Annotated in this window: 16 protein-coding genes and 1 tRNA gene; 12 read left to right on the top strand and 5 right to left on the bottom strand. The window is 72.9% G+C overall.

The annotated features are described in order from the left end of the window. Positions 1-94 precede the first annotated feature (94 nt). Positions 95-1,240: a molecular chaperone DnaJ gene (gene dnaJ / locus DK427_RS05700; RefSeq protein ID WP_109950411.1), complete on the top strand. Its 1,146-nt coding sequence runs from the start codon at positions 95-97 to the stop codon at positions 1,238-1,240. Positions 1,241-1,417: 177 nt separating this feature from the next. Then, positions 1,418-2,047 carry a class I SAM-dependent methyltransferase gene (locus DK427_RS05695; RefSeq protein ID WP_109950410.1) on the top strand — a complete coding sequence of 210 codons (630 nt, stop codon included), beginning with the start codon at positions 1,418-1,420 and terminating at the stop codon, positions 2,045-2,047. Positions 2,048-2,081: 34 nt separating this feature from the next. On the opposite strand, the gene DK427_RS05690 is transcribed toward DK427_RS05695, so the two are convergent. The 4 genes from DK427_RS05690 to DK427_RS05675 form a co-directional block, all read right to left on the bottom strand. Then, entirely contained in the window at positions 2,082-2,624 is a 543-nt protein-coding gene (locus tag DK427_RS05690) for a hypothetical protein (RefSeq protein ID WP_109954025.1), read from the bottom strand. A gap of 135 nt (positions 2,625-2,759) precedes the next feature. Then, complete coding sequence (locus tag DK427_RS05685; protein WP_204165276.1) at positions 2,760-3,332, bottom strand: sigma-70 family RNA polymerase sigma factor; 573 nt, start codon at positions 3,330-3,332, stop codon at positions 2,760-2,762. Beyond that, complete coding sequence (locus DK427_RS05680) at positions 3,329-3,562, bottom strand: NepR family anti-sigma factor (RefSeq protein ID WP_162559694.1); 234 nt, start codon at positions 3,560-3,562, stop codon at positions 3,329-3,331. The genes DK427_RS05685 and DK427_RS05680 overlap by 4 nt, the downstream gene beginning before the upstream one ends. A gap of 285 nt (positions 3,563-3,847) precedes the next feature. Next, positions 3,848-3,922, bottom strand: a tRNA-Thr gene (locus DK427_RS05675). 135 nt (positions 3,923-4,057) lie between these two features. On the opposite strand from DK427_RS05675, the gene DK427_RS05670 reads away from it, so the two are divergent. The 9 genes from DK427_RS05670 to lexA all read left to right on the top strand — a co-directional run bounded on the left by DK427_RS05670 (position 4,058) and on the right by lexA (position 12,682). Further along, positions 4,058-4,636 (top strand): NADPH-dependent FMN reductase, encoded by a 579-nt coding sequence (locus tag DK427_RS05670; protein ID WP_109950409.1) that lies wholly within the window; start codon positions 4,058-4,060, stop codon positions 4,634-4,636. A gap of 62 nt (positions 4,637-4,698) precedes the next feature. Continuing rightward, entirely contained in the window at positions 4,699-5,037 is a 339-nt protein-coding gene (locus tag DK427_RS05665; protein WP_109950408.1) for a hypothetical protein, read from the top strand. A 146-nt stretch (positions 5,038-5,183) separates the two neighbouring features. Further along, on the top strand, positions 5,184-7,499 hold the full coding sequence (rnr, locus tag DK427_RS05660; protein WP_109950407.1) for a ribonuclease R: 2,316 nt from the start codon (positions 5,184-5,186) through the stop codon (positions 7,497-7,499). 80 nt (positions 7,500-7,579) lie between these two features. Continuing rightward, the gene (locus DK427_RS05655; protein WP_109950406.1) at positions 7,580-8,218 is read left to right on the top strand and encodes an anthranilate synthase component II; all 639 of its coding nucleotides are present in this window, start codon (positions 7,580-7,582) and stop codon (positions 8,216-8,218) included. Positions 8,219-8,253: 35 nt separating this feature from the next. Then, on the top strand, positions 8,254-9,267 hold the full coding sequence (trpD, locus tag DK427_RS05650) for an anthranilate phosphoribosyltransferase (protein WP_109950405.1): 1,014 nt from the start codon (positions 8,254-8,256) through the stop codon (positions 9,265-9,267). Positions 9,268-9,276: 9 nt separating this feature from the next. After that, positions 9,277-10,125: an indole-3-glycerol phosphate synthase TrpC gene (gene trpC / locus DK427_RS05645; protein ID WP_109950404.1), complete on the top strand. Its 849-nt coding sequence runs from the start codon at positions 9,277-9,279 to the stop codon at positions 10,123-10,125. A gap of 8 nt (positions 10,126-10,133) precedes the next feature. Then, positions 10,134-10,613 (top strand): cyclic pyranopterin monophosphate synthase MoaC, encoded by a 480-nt coding sequence (gene moaC / locus DK427_RS05640; protein WP_109950403.1) that lies wholly within the window; start codon positions 10,134-10,136, stop codon positions 10,611-10,613. Then, positions 10,610-11,839 (top strand): molybdopterin molybdotransferase MoeA, encoded by a 1,230-nt coding sequence (locus tag DK427_RS05635; protein WP_109950402.1) that lies wholly within the window; start codon positions 10,610-10,612, stop codon positions 11,837-11,839. The genes moaC and DK427_RS05635 overlap by 4 nt, the downstream gene beginning before the upstream one ends. 117 nt (positions 11,840-11,956) lie before the next feature. Beyond that, positions 11,957-12,682: a transcriptional repressor LexA gene (gene lexA, locus DK427_RS05630; protein ID WP_109950401.1), complete on the top strand. Its 726-nt coding sequence runs from the start codon at positions 11,957-11,959 to the stop codon at positions 12,680-12,682. 6 nt (positions 12,683-12,688) lie between these two features. On the opposite strand, the gene DK427_RS05625 is transcribed toward lexA, so the two are convergent. Continuing rightward, the gene (locus DK427_RS05625; protein ID WP_109950400.1) at positions 12,689-14,932 is read right to left on the bottom strand and encodes a ComEC/Rec2 family competence protein; all 2,244 of its coding nucleotides are present in this window, start codon (positions 14,930-14,932) and stop codon (positions 12,689-12,691) included. 185 nt (positions 14,933-15,117) lie between these two features. On the opposite strand from DK427_RS05625, the gene gltX reads away from it, so the two are divergent. Further along, positions 15,118-16,539, top strand: coding sequence for a glutamate--tRNA ligase (gltX, locus tag DK427_RS05620; RefSeq protein ID WP_109950399.1), 1,422 nt, complete (start codon positions 15,118-15,120; stop codon positions 16,537-16,539). Positions 16,540-16,627 lie beyond the last annotated feature (88 nt).

Raw genomic sequence — 16,627 nt, 5'->3', positions numbered from 1 at the left:
AACGCGCGGGCATGTTAGACCCGGCCTGATCGACCGGGCGAATCGGCTGGCCGCCCGCCCCCGTGGCGCGGGGCGAGGGACCTTGAGGACAGGGATGTCGAAGCGGGACTATTACGAGATCTTGGGCGTCGAGCGGACGGCCACGGACGGCCAGATGAAGACGGCCTTCCGCAAGCTCGCCATGACCTACCACCCGGACCGCAACCCGGGGGACAAGGAAGCCGAGATCAAGTTCAAGGAGATTAACGAGGCCTACCAGTGCCTCTCGGACGGGCAGAAGCGCGCCGCCTACGACCGCTTCGGCCATGCCGCGTTCAGCCAGGGCGGCGCGGGCGGCCCCGGATTCGGCAACGAGTTCGGCGACTTCATGTCGGACATCTTCGACAACTTCTTCGGCGACGGCCGGGGCGGCGGGCAGGCTCGCGGGCGCGGCGGGGCGCCCGGCCGCGAGCGCGGGGCGGACCTGCGCTACAACCTCGAGATCAGCCTGGAGGAAGCCTTCACCGGCAAGACCGAGACGATCCGCATCCCGACCTCGATCACCTGCGAGACCTGCGCGGGCTCGGGCGCCAAGCCCGGCTCGAAGCCGCGCACCTGCTCGACCTGCGGCGGCTACGGCCGGGTGCGGGCGGCGCAGGGGTTCTTCGCCATCGAGCGCACCTGCCCGAACTGCCACGGCCGCGGCGAGATCGTGGACGATCCCTGTAGCGCCTGCGCGGGCGCCGGCCGGGTCAACCGCGAGCGCACGCTCTCGATCAACGTGCCGGCGGGCGTGGACGACGGCCTGCGCATTCGCCTCGCCGGCGAGGGCGAGAGCGGGTTGCGCGGCGGACCGGCGGGCGACCTCTACGTCTTCCTCTCGATCAAGCCGCACGACTTCTTCCAGCGCGACGGGGCCGACCTGTTCTGCCGCGTGCCGATCTCGATGGTGACGGCGGCGCTCGCGGGCGAGATCACCGTGCCGGTGATCGACGGCTCGCAGACCCAAGTCCGCATCCCGGCGGGCACGCAGACCGCCAAGCAGTTCCGCATCAAGGGCAAAGGTATGCCGGTGCTGCGCTCGCGCGAGGTCGGCGACCTCTACATCCAAGTCTTCGTCGAGACGCCCCAGAACCTGACCAAGCGCCAGCGCGAGCTGCTGCAGGAGTTCGACAAGACGGCCTCGGACGACAACCACCCGGAGAGCACGGGCTTCTTCTCGAAGGTGCGCGACTTCTTCGGCGGCGCGGCGCAGGCCTGAGCCGGCGCGGCCGCGTGCCGGAATTCGGGAAAACCGCTCGGGCCGCCGGATCCAATCGCGGCCGGCGCGGTTGTCGCTTTTGGCCGGCCTCGTGCTGGGTTGCCCTAGCAGGGCTGCCGGCTTGACGGTATGAGAGCGTTGTCCTCGACCCTCCAACAACAACAAGGAACTCCGGACTTGCCTCCGTTACGTCGTTCCAGCACGAAAGCGCGGGCCGCTGGGTTGGGTGAGCGGCGCGATCCGCTGGAGGACGAGGCGCGGTTCCTGCGCTCTTGGTTCGAGCGGCCGCTCGTCACCGGCGCGGTCACGCCCTCGGGCAAAATGCTTGCCCGCACCATGGCCTCCTACGTCGATCCGCGCCGCACCGGCCCGGTGATCGAGCTGGGGCCCGGGACGGGGCCGGTGACCGAGGCCCTGCTGCGCCGGGGCGTGCCCCCCGAGCGCCTCGTGCTGGTCGAGTTCAACCCGGATTTCTGCCGCCTGCTGGCCCGCCGCTTCCCCGGCGTCACGGTGATCCGGGGCGATGCCTACGACATCCGGCGCACCCTCGGCGACCTGCTCAGCGAGCCCGCCGCCGCCACGATCTCCAGCCTGCCGCTCTTCACGAAGCCCCTGGAGCAGCGCCTCGACCTCCTGAACGCCGCCCACGACCTGATGCAGCCGGGCGCGCCCTTCGTGCAGTTCACCTACGCGGTGGTGCCGCCGATCCCGGCCCGCTGCGAGGCCGGCAGCTACACCGCCGACCGCTCGAACCGGGTCTGGCTCAACCTGCCGCCCGCCCGCGTGTGGGTTTACCGCCGGCCCTGAACCGCGCCCCGTCGCGGAGACGCCCGCGACGCTGTCAGGCTTTGAAGTCGAACAGCAGCGCCGAGGCCTGCTGACCGCCGGTCCGGCCGCTCGCCGCGTAGCCCGCGCCGCTCGTCTGCGCGGACTTGAGCTGGTCGATGAAGGTCGCCAGCAGGTCGCTCGCCGAGGTGTCGGACGTCGCCGCGTCCGTCCCACCCGGCGGAGGGCCGGGGGGCGGACCGCCGCCACCGGGACCGTCCGGCCCGCCCTCGTCCAGCTGCCCAAACAGGTCCGACAGCATGTCGGCCTGATCCTCGGTCAGGGCGCCGCTGCTCACCTGATCGGCGATCAGGTCGCCGATCCGGTCCTGCATCTCGGCGGGATCGAGCCGCGCCGCACCGCCCGACGCGGTGCGGTCGGCCGAAAGGCCCTGGTCGATCGTGTCGAGGGCGCTCGTCAGAGCGGTCGCGTCGGTCTGGCTGAGCGCGCCGGTCGAGGCCGCGTCGCCGATGGCCGAGGCGAGGCGGTCCTTTCCGGAGGGCGGCGGCCGCTGGGCGGTGTAGGTCTGGTAGCCCTGGGTTCCGGAGATCGTGGACATCGGGGCGCTCGCGTGCTCGGCGGGGGCGGCGGACGCGCCCGGCTTCTGGTCCGTGTGCAAATTTCACACGGACGTCTTAAGAAGCCCTTACCGTATCGGTCGCCTCGCCCGCTTACGCCGCTGGCCCCTCGCCGCTCACTCGCCCAGCGCCGCGCGGGTCAGGGCATCCGTGCCGATGTCGCCCGCTCCGTTCATGCCGAGCAGCTCGATCAGGCGCAGCCGTGCCCGGCTGACCCGGCTCTTCATCGTGCCCGCGGGCACGCCGCAGATCTCGGCGGCCTCCTCGTAGGTGAAGTTCTGGGCGCCCACGAGGATCAGCGCCTCGCGCTGCGCGAAAGGCAGGCGGTCGAGGGCGTTGCGGAACGCCTCCATCTCGACCCGGACCTCCTGCTCGGGCAGGCTGGCGAGGCGTCCGGCGATGCTGCCGTCCGCGTCCTCGACCTCCCGCTTCCGCTTGCGCTGCTCGGAGTAGAACAGGTTGCGCAGGATGGTGAACAGCCACGCCGTCAGGTTCGTGCCGCGGCGGAAGGTATCGGCCCGGGTCCAGGCGCGCACCAGCGTGTCCTGCACGAGGTCGTCGCTGCGGTCGAGGTCGTAGGTCAGCGAGAAGGCGAAGGCGCGCAGGGCCGGAATCGCGCCGAGCAGCATGTCGCGCATCTCGGCATCGGGCATGGGCGGCGCCTCGGGAACGCGGTCGAGTCCGGTCATCGCGGCGGCTCCTCGGTTCGGTCGGCGGCGTGCGGTGCGCCCAGCTGCGCGACGAGCCGCTCCAGCCGCTCGGGAACCGGCCGGGTCAGCGCCTCCGCGTAGAGCAGCCTCAGGCCGCGGCCGATGCGGGCACGGGCGGCGGGATCGAGCCGGACGGGGCGCGGGCCGCGCCGGGGCGGCTGGATATCCTCGGACGCCGCGGGGGCGCCATCGTTCGGGTCGTGCGTCATCGGTAGCCTTGCGGGCGCGATGAGGCTCGTCCGACGGGTGGCCGGATTCCGGGGCACCGGGAGCGGTCTCGCCTCCGCGGGTGCCGGGCTCATCGCCATGTGGCGCCGGAGCTACAGGATGTGTATTCAATCGAGTCTGAAAGCCGCATTCAGGCGGCTTTCATCAGGTTTCTCGCGTGTAAACGAAGTGCAACACCGAGCTTCGGCGCGATGCGCGCGACCAAAACTTGGCTGTAAGCTGTGCCGTACTCTGCCGAGCGCGGCCCAGGGCCTGCCCGGAGCGCGTGGTGCCGGCGGAGGGGATCGAACCCCCGACCTTCGGTTTACAAAACCGCTGCACTACCGCTGTGCTACACCGGCCCGATTCGCTAGCTACCAGCCGGACAGCGACCGTTCAACCCGACGAGGACCCTGGCAACCCGAGCGGGGTCCTGGCCCTGCCCCCACCGCCGTGACATCCTCCGCCGGACGACGTTCCACACGGAGGCCCATCCGATGTCCTTGGTCTGTCCCGTCATCCTCGGCAGCGTGCGCTCGGACCGGCAGGGCCTACGCGCCGCCCGCTTCCTGGTGCGGGCCCTGGAGGGCCGCGGTCACGAGGCGCCCCTGGTCGATCCGGCCGCGCTGAAGCTGCCGCTGCTCGACCGCATGTACAAGGAATATCCCAAGGGCGAGGCACCGGAGGCACTGGAGAACCTGGCCGTCCTCTACCGGCGGGCGGACGCCTTCCTGGTCGTCTCGGCCGAGTACAACCACAGCATCCCGCCGGCCCTGTCGAACACCCTCGACCACTTTCTCGAAGAGTATTACTGGCGCCCTTCGGCGATCTGCTGCTACTCCGCCGGCCAGTACGGCGGCGTGCGCGCCGCGATGCAGCTGCGGGCGATGCTGGCCGAGCTAGGTGCGCCGAGCATCCCCTCGCTGCTGCCGATCCCGCGGATCGGCAAGGCGCTCTCCGAGGCCGGCGAGCCGGCCGACGACTGGCTGCCCAAGGCCGCGAACCGCTTCCTCGACGAGCTGACTTGGTACGCCGAGGCCCTGCGGGCGCAGCGCCGGACGGGCACGCCCTACTGAGGGCCCTCCCCTCTGGCATCGCCCTTGCCACGTCCCGGACCTGGGACACTCACGGGACGGACATGAACGCGAGCGTGGAGCGGGTGCGGGACGCCCTGGCCGAGCTGATCAAGGCGGCGCTGGTCTCGGACGACGGGAGGAGCCTGCAGTACCGGGAGAGCGCCCGGGCCGCGCTCACGGTGCTGGCGGCCGATCCTCCGGATCCCGGAGGTCTGCGCATGGACGGTGCCTGGACGCTCGCGGTCCAGGCCGCCGAGGCGCCTGAGCTTCAGCCGGAGGAGGGCCGGGTCAGCCTGACCCTGCCGCGACAATGCCCGTTCACGCTCGACGAGATCCTGGCCGAGAGCTTCGACGTCGATGCCGCCGTCGAGCGCATCGCGGAGCGCGCCGCAACGGGCTGAATCGGCGGGCTGAGTTGTTGAGGACACCCGCCTCGACATTGCCGGGAACCGCCCGCGACACCATCTTGAGGTCTGCCGGCTCCTCGATTCCGGCCCCGAACTCAAACCGGCGCCGCCCGCCGAGGCGGCGCAGCGAGCCCGTCTCTTTGGCCAAGCGCGCGACCGCGACACCCACCCCCCTGCCCACCCGCGAGCAGATCCTCGCCTTCATCGCCGAGTCCAAGGACAAGGTCGGCAAGCGCGAGATCGCCCAGGCCTTCGGCCTGAAGGGCGCCGACAAGATCGGCCTCAAGCGCATCCTCAAGGAGATCGAGGACGAGGGGCAGATCTCCCGCTCGCGCGGCGGCCTCGCCAAGGCCGGGCGGCTGCCCCCCGTGGTGCTCTGCGACATCCGCTCCCGCGACCGCCACGGCGACTTCGTGGCGAGCCCGGTCGAGTGGACCGGCGAGGGCAAGGCCCCGACCATCGTGCTGATGCCGGTGAAGGGCGGGCGCCGGGACAAGCGGCCGGCGCCCGGCATCGGCGACCGGGCGCTGCTGCGCGTCGAGCCGGACGGCGAGGCCGAGGGCCGCTACACCGGCCGCGTCATCAAGGTGATCGGCAAGAACAGGGCCGAGATCATCGGCGTGTACCGGGCCGGCGCTCAAGGGGGCCGGATCGAGCCCGTGGAGAAGCGCGGCCAGGGCCGCGAGATCCTGATCCCGCCCGGCGAGGAGGGCGAGGCGCGCGACGGCGACCTCGTCAGCGTCGCCCTGGAGCGCGAGACGCGTTTCGGCCTGCCGCGGGGCCGGGTGCGCGAGCGGCTGGGCTCGCTCGGCTCCGAGAAGGCGGTGAGCCTGATCGCGCTGCACCTGCACAACATCCCGCACGTCTTCCACGAGAACACGCTGGCCGAGGCCGACGCCGCGAAACCCGCCACGCTGCGCGGCCGCGAGGACTGGTGCGACCGGCCGCTGCTGACCATCGACCCGCCCGACGCCAAGGACCACGACGACGCCGTGATGGCCGAGGCCGATCCGGATCCCGGCAATCCGGGCGGCTTCATCCTCACGGTCGCGATCGCGGACGTCGCCGCCTACGTGCGCCCGGGCTCCAGCCTCGACCGCGAGGCACTGGAGCGCGGCAACTCGGTCTATTTCCCCGACCGGGTCGTACCGATGCTGCCGGAGCGCATCTCGAACGACCTCTGCTCGCTGCGCGAGGGCGAGAAGCGGCCTGCCATCGCGGTGCGGATGATCGTCACGGCGGAGGGCGAGAAGCGCCGCCACAGCTTCCACCGGGTGATGATGCGCTCGCGTGCCAAGCTCGCCTACGCGCAGGCGCAGGCCGCGATCGACGGGCGCCCGGACGCGGCGACCGAGCCGCTCCTCGACGCGGCGCTGCGCCCGCTCTGGGCGGCCTACGCGGCCCTGAAGACCGCCCGCGACCGGCGAGGGCCGCTCGCCCTCGACCTGCCCGAGCGCAAGGTGCTGATCGGCGCCGACGGCCGTGTCGACCGGGTGGTCGTGCCGGAGCGCCTCGACGCCCACCGGCTGATCGAGGAGTTCATGATCCAGGCGAACGTCGCCGCCGCCGAGACCCTGGAGCAGGCGCGCCAGCCCCTGATCTACCGCGTGCACGACGAGCCGGCCCTGGAGAAGATGCGGGCCTTGGGTGAGGTGCTGGCCTCGGTCGGCATCAAGCTGCCGAAGGAGGGTGCTCTGCGCCCCGCCCTATTCAACCGGATCCTGGCGACGGCGGCCGAGAGCGAGCACGGCGTCTTCCTCAACGAGGTGATCCTGCGCTCGCAGGCGCAGGCGGTCTACGCCGCGGAGAATCTCGGGCATTTCGGGCTGAACCTCCGCCGCTACGCCCACTTCACCTCGCCGATCCGACGCTACGCCGACCTCATCGTGCACCGGGCGCTGATCACCGCCTGCGGGCTCGGCAAGGACGGCCTACCCGCCGACGTCTCGGTGCCGGAACTCGACCGGATCGGCGAGCAGATCTCGGCGGCCGAGCGCCGCGCCATGGCGGCCGAGCGCGAGACCATCGACCGGCTCATCGCCAACCACCTCGTCGACCGGGTCGGCGCGACCTTCGCGGGGCAGATCTCCGGGGTGACGCGCTCGGGCCTGTTCATCAAGCTCGACGAGACGGGCGCGGACGGCTTCGTGCCGGTCTCGACCATCGGCGCGGACTACTACCGCCACGAGGAGGGCCGCCACGCACTCGTCGGCGAGCGCACCGGCGAGACTTTCCGGCTCGGCGACCGGGTGGAGGTGCGCCTCGTCGAGGCCGCGCCGAGCGCGGGCGCCTTGCGCTTCGAGCTCTTGTCCGAGGGCCGCGCCCGCTCCGGCGCCAAGCGGCCGGGGAGCAAGGGAGCGAAGGCCTCGGCCGGGCGCCCGTTCAAGCCGAACCCGCCCGGACGGCCCGCGGGCATCCGCACCACCGGCAACCGCCACCGCGGCTCGCGCCGGTAGGGGTCCCATTACCCCACACCCGTTGACCCGGCGCCGCGCACCGGCCACATCGGCGGGGAGTTTCCGGAAAGCCGCCGGCCATGGCCAACGTCCTCGTCATCGACAACTACGATTCCTTCACCTGGAATCTCGTCCACCTGATCGGCCCGCTCTGCGGCGCGGTCGACGTGGTGCGCAACGATCAGGTCACGGTCGAGGAGATCCGCGCGCGGGCGCCGGACGCGCTGGTGCTCTCGCCCGGGCCCTGCACGCCGAACGAGGCGGGCATCTGCCTCGACGCGGTGAAGCAACTGAGCAGCGAGATCCCGATCTTCGGCGTCTGCCTCGGGCTGCAGGCGATCGGGCAGGCCTTCGGCGGGGAGGTGGTGCGCGCACCCACGCCCATGCACGGCAAGGTCTCGACCATCCGGCACGGTGCGACGGGCATCTTCCGCGGCCTCAACGACAGCTTCGACGCCACGCGCTACCACTCGCTGGTGGTGGAGCGCGCGAAGCTTCCCGACACGCTCGGCGTGACCGCGGAGGCAGACGGGCTGATCATGGGCCTGGAGCACCGGGACCTGCCGGTCCACGCGGTGCAGTTCCACCCCGAGAGCGTGCTGTCGCACCACGGCAGCCGAATGCTCAGCAACTTCCTCGACATCGCCGCCGCCTGGAACGCCGAGCGGCGCGAGTCCCGCCACGCGGAGCGTGACAAGCGCGGTTCCGGCGTGCATTGACGCCCGCGACTGAGGCCGCACAGCACCCCGCGCGCATGGATTCGTTCAAGCCCCATCTGGCGAAGGTCGCGGGCGGCCTCGCGCTCGACCGCGCCGAGGCCCGCGCCGCCTTCGACGACCTGCTCTCGGGCGAGGTCACGCCCGTCCAGGCCGGCGCCTTCCTGATCGCCCTGAAGATCCGCGGCGAGAGCCCGAACGAGATCGTCGGCGCCGTCGAGGCGATGCGTGCCCGCATGGTGCGGGTGGCGGGGGTGCCGGGCGCGATCGACGTCGTCGGCACCGGGGGCGACCATTCGGGCAGCTACAACGTCTCGACGCTGGCCGCGATCGTCACCGCCGCCTGCGGCGTGCCGGTGGCCAAGCACGGCAACCGCGCCGCCACCTCGCGCTCGGGCGCGGCCGACGTGCTGGCGGCGCTCGGCGTGAAGCTCGGGCTGTCGCCCGATGCGCTGAGCCGCTGCCTCGCGGATGCCGGGCTCTGCTTCATGTTCGCCCAGGCGCATCACGGCGCCATGCGGCACGTGGCGCCCGTGCGGGCGGAATTGCCGGTGCGCACGATCTTCAACCTGCTCGGGCCCCTCTCCAACCCGGCCGGGGTCGAGCACCAGCTCTTCGGCGTCTCGCAGGCGGAATGGGCCGAGCCGCTGACCCGCGTGCTGGCCGAGCTCGGCAGCCGCCGGGTCTGGACCGTGCACGGCTCGGACGGTCTCGACGAGATCACCGTGACGGGCCCGACCGCGGTCGTCGCGCTGGAGGAGGGCCGGGTCTCCCGCTTCACCATCGACCCGCGGGCGGTCGGCCTGCCGCTGCACCCGATCGAGGCCCTGCGCGGGGGCGACCCCGAGCACAACGCCCGGGCGCTGGCCGAGGTGCTCGACGGCGCGCGCAACGCCTATCGCGACATCGCGGTTCTCAATGCGGGCGCCGCCCTCGTGGTCGCAGGCGCGGCCGACACCCTGGAAGCGGGCGTCGTGCGGGCGCAGGATGCGATCGATTCGGGAGCGGCCCGCGCAACGCTCGCCCGCCTCGTCGCGGTCTCGAACGCCTGAGGAGCACCGATGTCCTCCGCCCTCCCCACCGAGACCGCCGTCGCGGAGGCGCCCGAGCGCCCGAGCGTGCTCGCGCGCATCGAGGCCTACAAGCGCCGCGAGATCGCCGAGGCGAAGCTGCGCGTGCCGCTCTCCAAGCTCGAAGCCCGCGTCGCCAAGGCCGAGCCGCCCCGCGGCTTCGCGGCGGCGATCCGGGCGCATGTCGGGCAAGGCCGCCCGGCGCTCATCGCCGAGGTGAAGAAGGCCTCGCCCTCGAAGGGTCTGATCCGGGCCGATTTCGAGCCGGCCGCGCTCGCCAGGGCCTACGCGGCCGGGGGCGCCACCTGCCTGTCGGTTCTCACCGACGAGCCCTCGTTCCAGGGCAGGCCCGAGTACCTGACCGAGGCGCGGGAGGCCTGCGCCCTGCCGGTTCTGCGCAAGGACTTCCTGTTCGAGCCCTACCAAGTCTACGAGGCCCGCGCCTGGGGCGCCGACTGCATCCTCGTCATCATGGCCTGCCTGGAGGACGAGGAGGCCGCGGCGCTGGTCGAGACCGCGGACGATCTCGGCATGGACGCGCTGGTCGAGGTGCACGACGAGGCGGAACTGGCCCGCGCAATCCCGCTCGGCGCCGCCATGATCGGCGTGAACAACCGCAACCTGAAGACCTTCGAAGTCTCGTTCGAGACCGCGATCCGCCTCGCGCCGGGCATCCCGCAGGATCGCATCGCGGTGGCCGAGAGCGGTATCTCCACCCACGCCGACGTGCTGCGCCTGCGCGAGCACGGACTCGACACGGTGCTGGTCGGCGAGAGCCTGATGCGGCAGGCCAACGTGACCGCCGCGACCCGCGCGCTGCTCTTCGGCGACAAGGCGTGAGGGAGGGCATGAGCGGGCTCACCCATCTCGACGCCAGCGGCGCGGCCAACATGGTCGACGTCACCGAGAAGGCCGCGACCGACCGCACGGCGACCGCCGAGGGCTGCGTGGTGATGCGGCCCGAGACTCTGGCGCTGATCCGCGAGGGCGACGCCAAGAAGGGCGACGTGATCGGCACGGCACGGCTCGCCGGCATCATGGCCTCGAAGCGCACCCACGAGTTGATCCCGCTCTGCCACCCGCTGCTCCTCTCCAAGGTGCGGGTCGACTGCGCGATCGACGATGACCTGCCGGGCCTCCGCGTGACCGCGGAGGTGCGAGTGCAGGGCCCGACCGGCGTCGAGATGGAGGCGCTGACCGCCGTCTCGGTCGCCTGCCTCACCGTCTACGATATGGTGAAGGCGGTCGATCGCGGCATGCGCATCGAGGGCGTGCGGCTCATGGCGAAGGACGGCGGCCGCTCGGGCGCCTACAGGGCCGAGGCGTGAGCGGCCCGATCCCGGTCGCGGAGGCGCTCGCCCGGATCCTGGCGAGCGTGCCCGGACCGGTCGAGGCCGAGGATGTTCCGCTCGGCCAGGCCGTCGGCCGCACGCTCGCGGCCGACGTGGCCGCCTCCCGCACGCAGCCCCCCTTCCGTGCCTCCGCCATGGACGGCTACGCGGTGCGGAGCGCCGACGCCGACCGGGCCGGCGCGTTCCTGCGGTGCGTCGGCACAAGCGCCGCGGGCCACGGCTTCCGCGGCGCGCTCGGGGCCGGCGAGGCCGTGCGGATCTTCACCGGTGCTCCCGTGCCGGAGGAGGCGGACGCGATCCTGATCCAGGAGAACGCCGAGGCCCAGGATGACCGGGTGCGCGTGCTGGAGCCGGTCGTGCCCGACCGCTTCGTCCGCCGCGCCGGGCTCGACTTCTCGGCCGGCGACACGCTCCTGCGGGCGGGCGAGACCCTCGACGCGCGCCGCATCGCGCTCGCCGCCGCCGCCGGGCACCCGGTTCTCGGCATGCGGCGCCGTCCCCGCGTCGCGATCCTGGCGACCGGCGATGAGCTGGTCCTGCCGGGCGAGCCGCCGGCCTGGGACCAGATCGTCGCCTCGAACACCTTCGCGCTCTCCGCCCTCGTCGGAGAGGCCGGCGGCGAGGCGATCGACCTCGGCGTCGTGCGCGACGACCACGCCGCCCTTGAGGACGCCTTCCGGCGCGCGCGCGAGGCCCGGGCCGACCTCCTGGTGACGCTCGGCGGCGCCTCGGTCGGCGACCACGACCTCGTCCAGGCGGCGCTGGCCAGGGAGGGCCTGGAACTCGGCTTCTGGCGCGTGGCGCTCCGCCCCGGCAAGCCGCTGATGCACGGCCGGCTCGGGCCCATGCTGGTGATCGGGCTGCCCGGCAACCCGGTCTCCTCGATCGTCTGCGGGCTGCTCTTCGTCCTGCCGGCGGTCCGCGCCCTGCTCGGCGACCCGCGTGCGGGCGAGGACCGCAGCGAGCCGGCGACCCTCGGCCGCGACCTCGAGGCCAATGACGGCCGCCAGGACTACATGCGGGCGACCCTGCGCACCGCGTCCGACCGCCTGCCGGAGGCGACGCCGGAGCGGCGCCAGGATTCCTCGATGCTCGCGGTGCTCGGCCAGGCCGAGGCCCTGCTGATCCGCGAGCCGCACGCCCCACCCGCGCGGGCGGGCGATCCCTGCCGCATCATACGTCTCGACCGCCGGCTGATCTGACGCGCGTGCGGGCGCTTTCGGAGCACCCGCTTGCGGAACACTTGCGGAACGTTTAACGTGTTCGTGGTTTGTTTCCGAAGCCGCGATTCTGCCTGTCCCGAATGCGAGTGCCGCCCGATGCTGACGCGTAAACAGCTGGATCTCCTGCGCTTCATCCAGCAGCGGATGCGCGAGAGCGGCGTGCCGCCCTCCTTCGACGAGATGAAGGACGCGCTCGACCTCAAGTCGAAGTCGGGCATCCACCGGCTGATCACGGCCCTGGAGGAGCGCGGCTTCCTGCGCCGCCTGCCGAACCGGGCGCGCGCCATCGAGGTGATCCGCCTGCCCGAGAGCCTCGGACCGGCGACCGCCGCCGCCGCGCCCGAGCCGCGCCGCTTCACCCCGAGCGTGGTCGAGGGTGGCCGGGCCAAGGCGGTGCCGCCCCGGCCCACCACGACCCAGTTCACCGACGAGCAGGGCCGCGCCGTCTCGATCCCGGTCATGGGCCGGATCGCCGCCGGTACGCCGATCTCGGCGATCCAGAACCAGAGCTCGGCCATCACCCTGTCGCCGGACTTCCTGGCGGGCGGCGAGCACTACGCCCTGGAGGTGCGCGGCGACTCGATGGTCGAGGCCGGCATCCTCGACGGCGACCTCGTGGTGATCCGCAAGCAGGACACGGCCAACACCGGCGACATCATCGTGGCGCTGATCGACGACGAGGAGGCGACGCTCAAGCGGCTGCGCAAGCGCGGCTCATCGATCGCGCTTGAGGCCGCCAACCCGGCCTACGAGACCCGCGTGCTCGGCCCCGACCGGGTGCAGATCCAGGGCCGGCTGGTCAGCCTCGTGCGCCGCTACTGACCGGCGCTACGGCTCGGAATCGTCCGGCACACCGGGCGGCTCGTCCCGGGAAGGCTCCGCGGCTGCCGGCTGCGGAGCCTTCTCTGTTTGCGGCGGCGGTCGGGCGACCGGCGACCAGGGCGCGGACCGGGCGGGATCCCGGGCGTGAAGGAGGACGAGCGTACCGTCCGGCATCACCCGCAGCGCAGTCGCCCCGTACCGGGTGAGATAGGCCCGATCGATCACGACAGTGGCGGCACATCCGGGCGGCGCGCCGAGCCCCGTGACGATCACCGCGGCGCGGGCGCAATCCTCGGCGAAGGCGCGCCGGTCGCGCACGAGGGCGACCGCCCGCCCGTCCGCGAGGTGACCGACGCAGCCGAGCCGGTCGCAGGTGCCGCCGCCCAGATCCGCGGGTTTGCGCCCGTCACCGTCCGCCTTCAGCCACTGCTCCAGCACGAAGCCCGAGGGGCGCCCGAGGGTGATCAGCCGACCGTCCGCGCCGCGCAGAGCCGCCCCGCCGCCCTGCCGGTCGACGTAGAGGTCGTGGCGCTCCGGCGCGGCGGCGAGCGCGAGCCCGCAGGCGCCCGGCAGGAGCGCGAGCCAGCGCAGGCCCGAGGCCGGCAGCGTCGCCAGCAGAAGCGCGGCGGCGAAGAGCCCGAGCGCCGCGCTGCCGAAGGCCGGCACGACGAGCGTTGCGCCGCCGAATCCCTCGATCCACCCGGAGATCGCCAGCATCCCCCGCACCGCCTGCCCCATCAGCCACCAGACCGGCAGGTCGAGGGCGAAGGGGTAGGCCAGGATGCCGAGCACGGCCGCCGGCATCACCGCGAGCGAGACCAGCGGCAGGGTCAGCGCGTTGCCGAGGAGCCCGAAGGGCTGCACGGTCTGGAAATGGTAGGTCGCGAAGGGGGCTGTGGCGATCTGGGCCACCAGGGTCGTGGCGAGCGTGCCGACCACCGCGGCGAGCACCGCGCCGTAGAGCCGACCGATCCGCCCCGCCCCCTCCTGCCGGAACAGCCCGCCGCCGACGAGCCGCGCGCAGGCGATCAGCCCGGCCACCGCCCCGAACGACATCTGGAAGCTCGGGCCGAGGAGCGCCTCGGGCTCGCGGGCGAGCGCGACGAGGGCCGCCAGCGCGAGGTTGCGCATCGAGAGCGCCGGGCGGTCCACGAGGATCGCGCCCAGCATGATCAGCGTCATCACGAGCGCGCGCTCGGCCGCGACGTCCCAGCCGGAGAAGACGCAGTAGGCGGTGACGCCGAGCATCGCGACGGCCGCCGCGATCTTCTTGATCGGCCAGAACAGGGCGAGGTGCGGCACCAGCGCCAGTCCCGCCCGGATCAGCCAGAACACCACGCCCGCCGCCAGCACCATGTGGAGACCGGAGATCGAGACGACGTGGTAGATCCCCGCCGCCCGCAGGGTCTCGCTGGTGGCGGGCGCGATCAGCCCGCGCTTGCCGGTGACGAGGGCGGCGGCGACCGCACCGGCCTGTCCGCCGGTCGCCTCGGCGATGCGCCGGGTGAGGGCATTGCGCGCCGCGTCCACGAGGGCGGTGAGACGCGCGGACAGGCCCGGCGCCTCGGCGGGTGAGCGCACCACGATCTTGCCGGTCAGTGAGCCCACCGCGCCGATGCCGCGAAACCATGCGTCGCGGGCGAAGTCGTAGCCGCCGGGCCGGGCGGCCTCCGGCGGAGGCAGCAGGCGCGCGGTCGCCTCGATCGCGTCGCCGGGCGTCACGGGCGGCGCCTTCTTGAACGACACCCGCACCCGCCGCGGGGTCTCCTCCGGGGTCAGCGCGCCGAAGCGGGTGACCCGGATCACCAGCCGGGCGCCCTCCTCGCGCTCCTCCAGGGATTCGACGAGGCCGGCGAGCGGCGCGATGGTGGTGCGGGCGAGGACCGGCCCCGCGACCCGCGAGACGCGCCAGGCCGCGGCCGCGAAGCCGAGGAGGGCCGCCGCCAACGCGAGCGCGAGAGCCAGGACGGCGGGCCGGGTGCCGAGCCGGGGTGTCAGCCCGAGGCAGAGGGCGGCCGCGCCGAGCGGCGCCGCGAGAGCGGGCGCGCCGTCCGCCAGACCGAAGAACAGGAGGATGCCGGCCCCGAAGGCGACGGCGAGCCAGGGGAACAGCCGCCGCTGCGCGGCCTCCGCGGCGAGGCAGCCGCCGACCCAGCCGCGGAGCGCCGGCAGGACGAGCCCGGGCGCGCGACGCAGCGGGACGCCGAGCACGAGGTTCCCGCCGCTTCCCCGCGCGCCGATCCGCTCCATGATCCGGGCCGTCCGTCAGCGCGTCGTGAACATTCACGCGGCGTCAACGCTTTCTTAACGCATCGGCGGGGCCATGCTACAGCCACTGCCGCCGCGCCCCACAGGGCCGGCCGCCCTATTCCCGTTCGCCCGCGAGCCCGCGCGTCTCCCAAGGCTCCGCGCGCCGCACCTGCACCCCGAGATCGATGTCGTCACCCGTCGTCACGCGCTTCGCGCCCTCGCCCACGGGCTACCTCCATATCGGGGGCGCCCGCACCGCGCTGTTCAACTGGCTCTACGCACGCCATCACGGCGGCCGGATGCTGCTGCGCATCGAGGACACCGACCGCGAGCGCTCGACCCAAGGGGCGATCGACGCGATCCTCGACGGGATGCGCTGGCTCGGTCTCGATTGGGACGGGGACGTGGTGTTCCAGTTCGCCCGCGCCGACCGGCACCGGGAGGTCGCCGAGAGCCTGCTCGCTGCCGGCAACGCCTATCGCTGCTACGCCACGGCCGAGGAACTCGCCCAGATGCGCGAGCAGGCCCGGGCCGCGGGCAAGCCCTCCCGCTACGACGGGCGCTGGCGCGACCGTGACCCGGCCGAGGCCCCGGCCGGCGCGCCCTACGTCATCCGGCTGCGCGCGCCCACCGAGGGCGAGACCGTGGTGGACGACGCGGTGCAGGGCCGCGTGACCTGGGCCAATCGCGACCTCGACGATCTCGTCCTGCTGCGCTCGGACGGCACGCCGACCTACATGCTGGCCGTGGTGGTGGACGACCACGACATGGGCGTCACCCAGATCATCCGCGGCGACGACCACCTCACCAACGCCGCCCGCCAGAGCCAGATCTATCGGGCGATGGGCTGGGACGTGCCGGCCATGGCTCATATCCCGCTGATCCACGGGGCGGACGGGGCGAAGCTCTCGAAGCGCCACGGGGCGCTCGGCGTCGATGCCTACCGCGACCTCGGATACCTGCCGAACGCGCTCCGCAACTACCTCGTGCGCCTCGGCTGGAGCCACGGCGACCAGGAGGTGTTCTCGACCGACGAGATGGTGGCGGCCTTCGACCTCAAGGCGGTCGGCCGCTCGGCCGCGCGCTTCGACTTCGCCAAGCTTGAGAACCTCAACGGCCTCTACATCCGCGGCACGGCCGATGCCGACCTGCTGGCCGCGATCGAGGCGATGCTGCCCCATGTCGGCCCGGCCCGCGGCCTCTCCGCTCCCCTGCCGGACGACCTGCGCGAGAAGCTGCTGGCGGCGATGCCGGGGCTGAAGGAGCGCGCCAAGACCCTGATCGAACTCCTCGACAGCGCCTACTACCTCTACGCGCCGCGTCCACTCGCCCTCGACGAGAAGGCCGCCGCGCTGCTCGTGCCCGAGGCCAGGGCGCGCCTCGCCGCGGTGCTGCCGCCGCTTGAGGCGCTGCCCGCGTGGGGAGCCGCCGAGACGGAGGCCGCCGTGCGCGCCTTCGCCGAGGGGGCCGGGGTGAAGCTCGGCCAGGTGGCGCAACCCTTGCGTGCAGCTCTCACCGGCCGCACCACCTCGCCGCCGCTCTTCGACGTGATGGCGGTGCTCGGGCGGGAGGAGAGCCTCGCGCGCCTGCGCGATCAGGCCGGGTGACTCCTGCGGGCTGCCGGGAATCGACCGTGCGGCCCGGATTTCGCTAGGCGTTCCGGGGCGGATGTCACCTGCCCCGTTGCTGGCGTCC

The sequence above is a fragment of the Methylobacterium radiodurans genome (assembly GCF_003173735.1).
Taxonomy (GTDB): Bacteria; Pseudomonadota; Alphaproteobacteria; order Rhizobiales; family Beijerinckiaceae; genus Methylobacterium; species Methylobacterium radiodurans.
The sequence above is the reverse complement of the archived record's forward strand: the minus strand, read 5'-3'. Positions and strand labels throughout refer to the sequence as shown.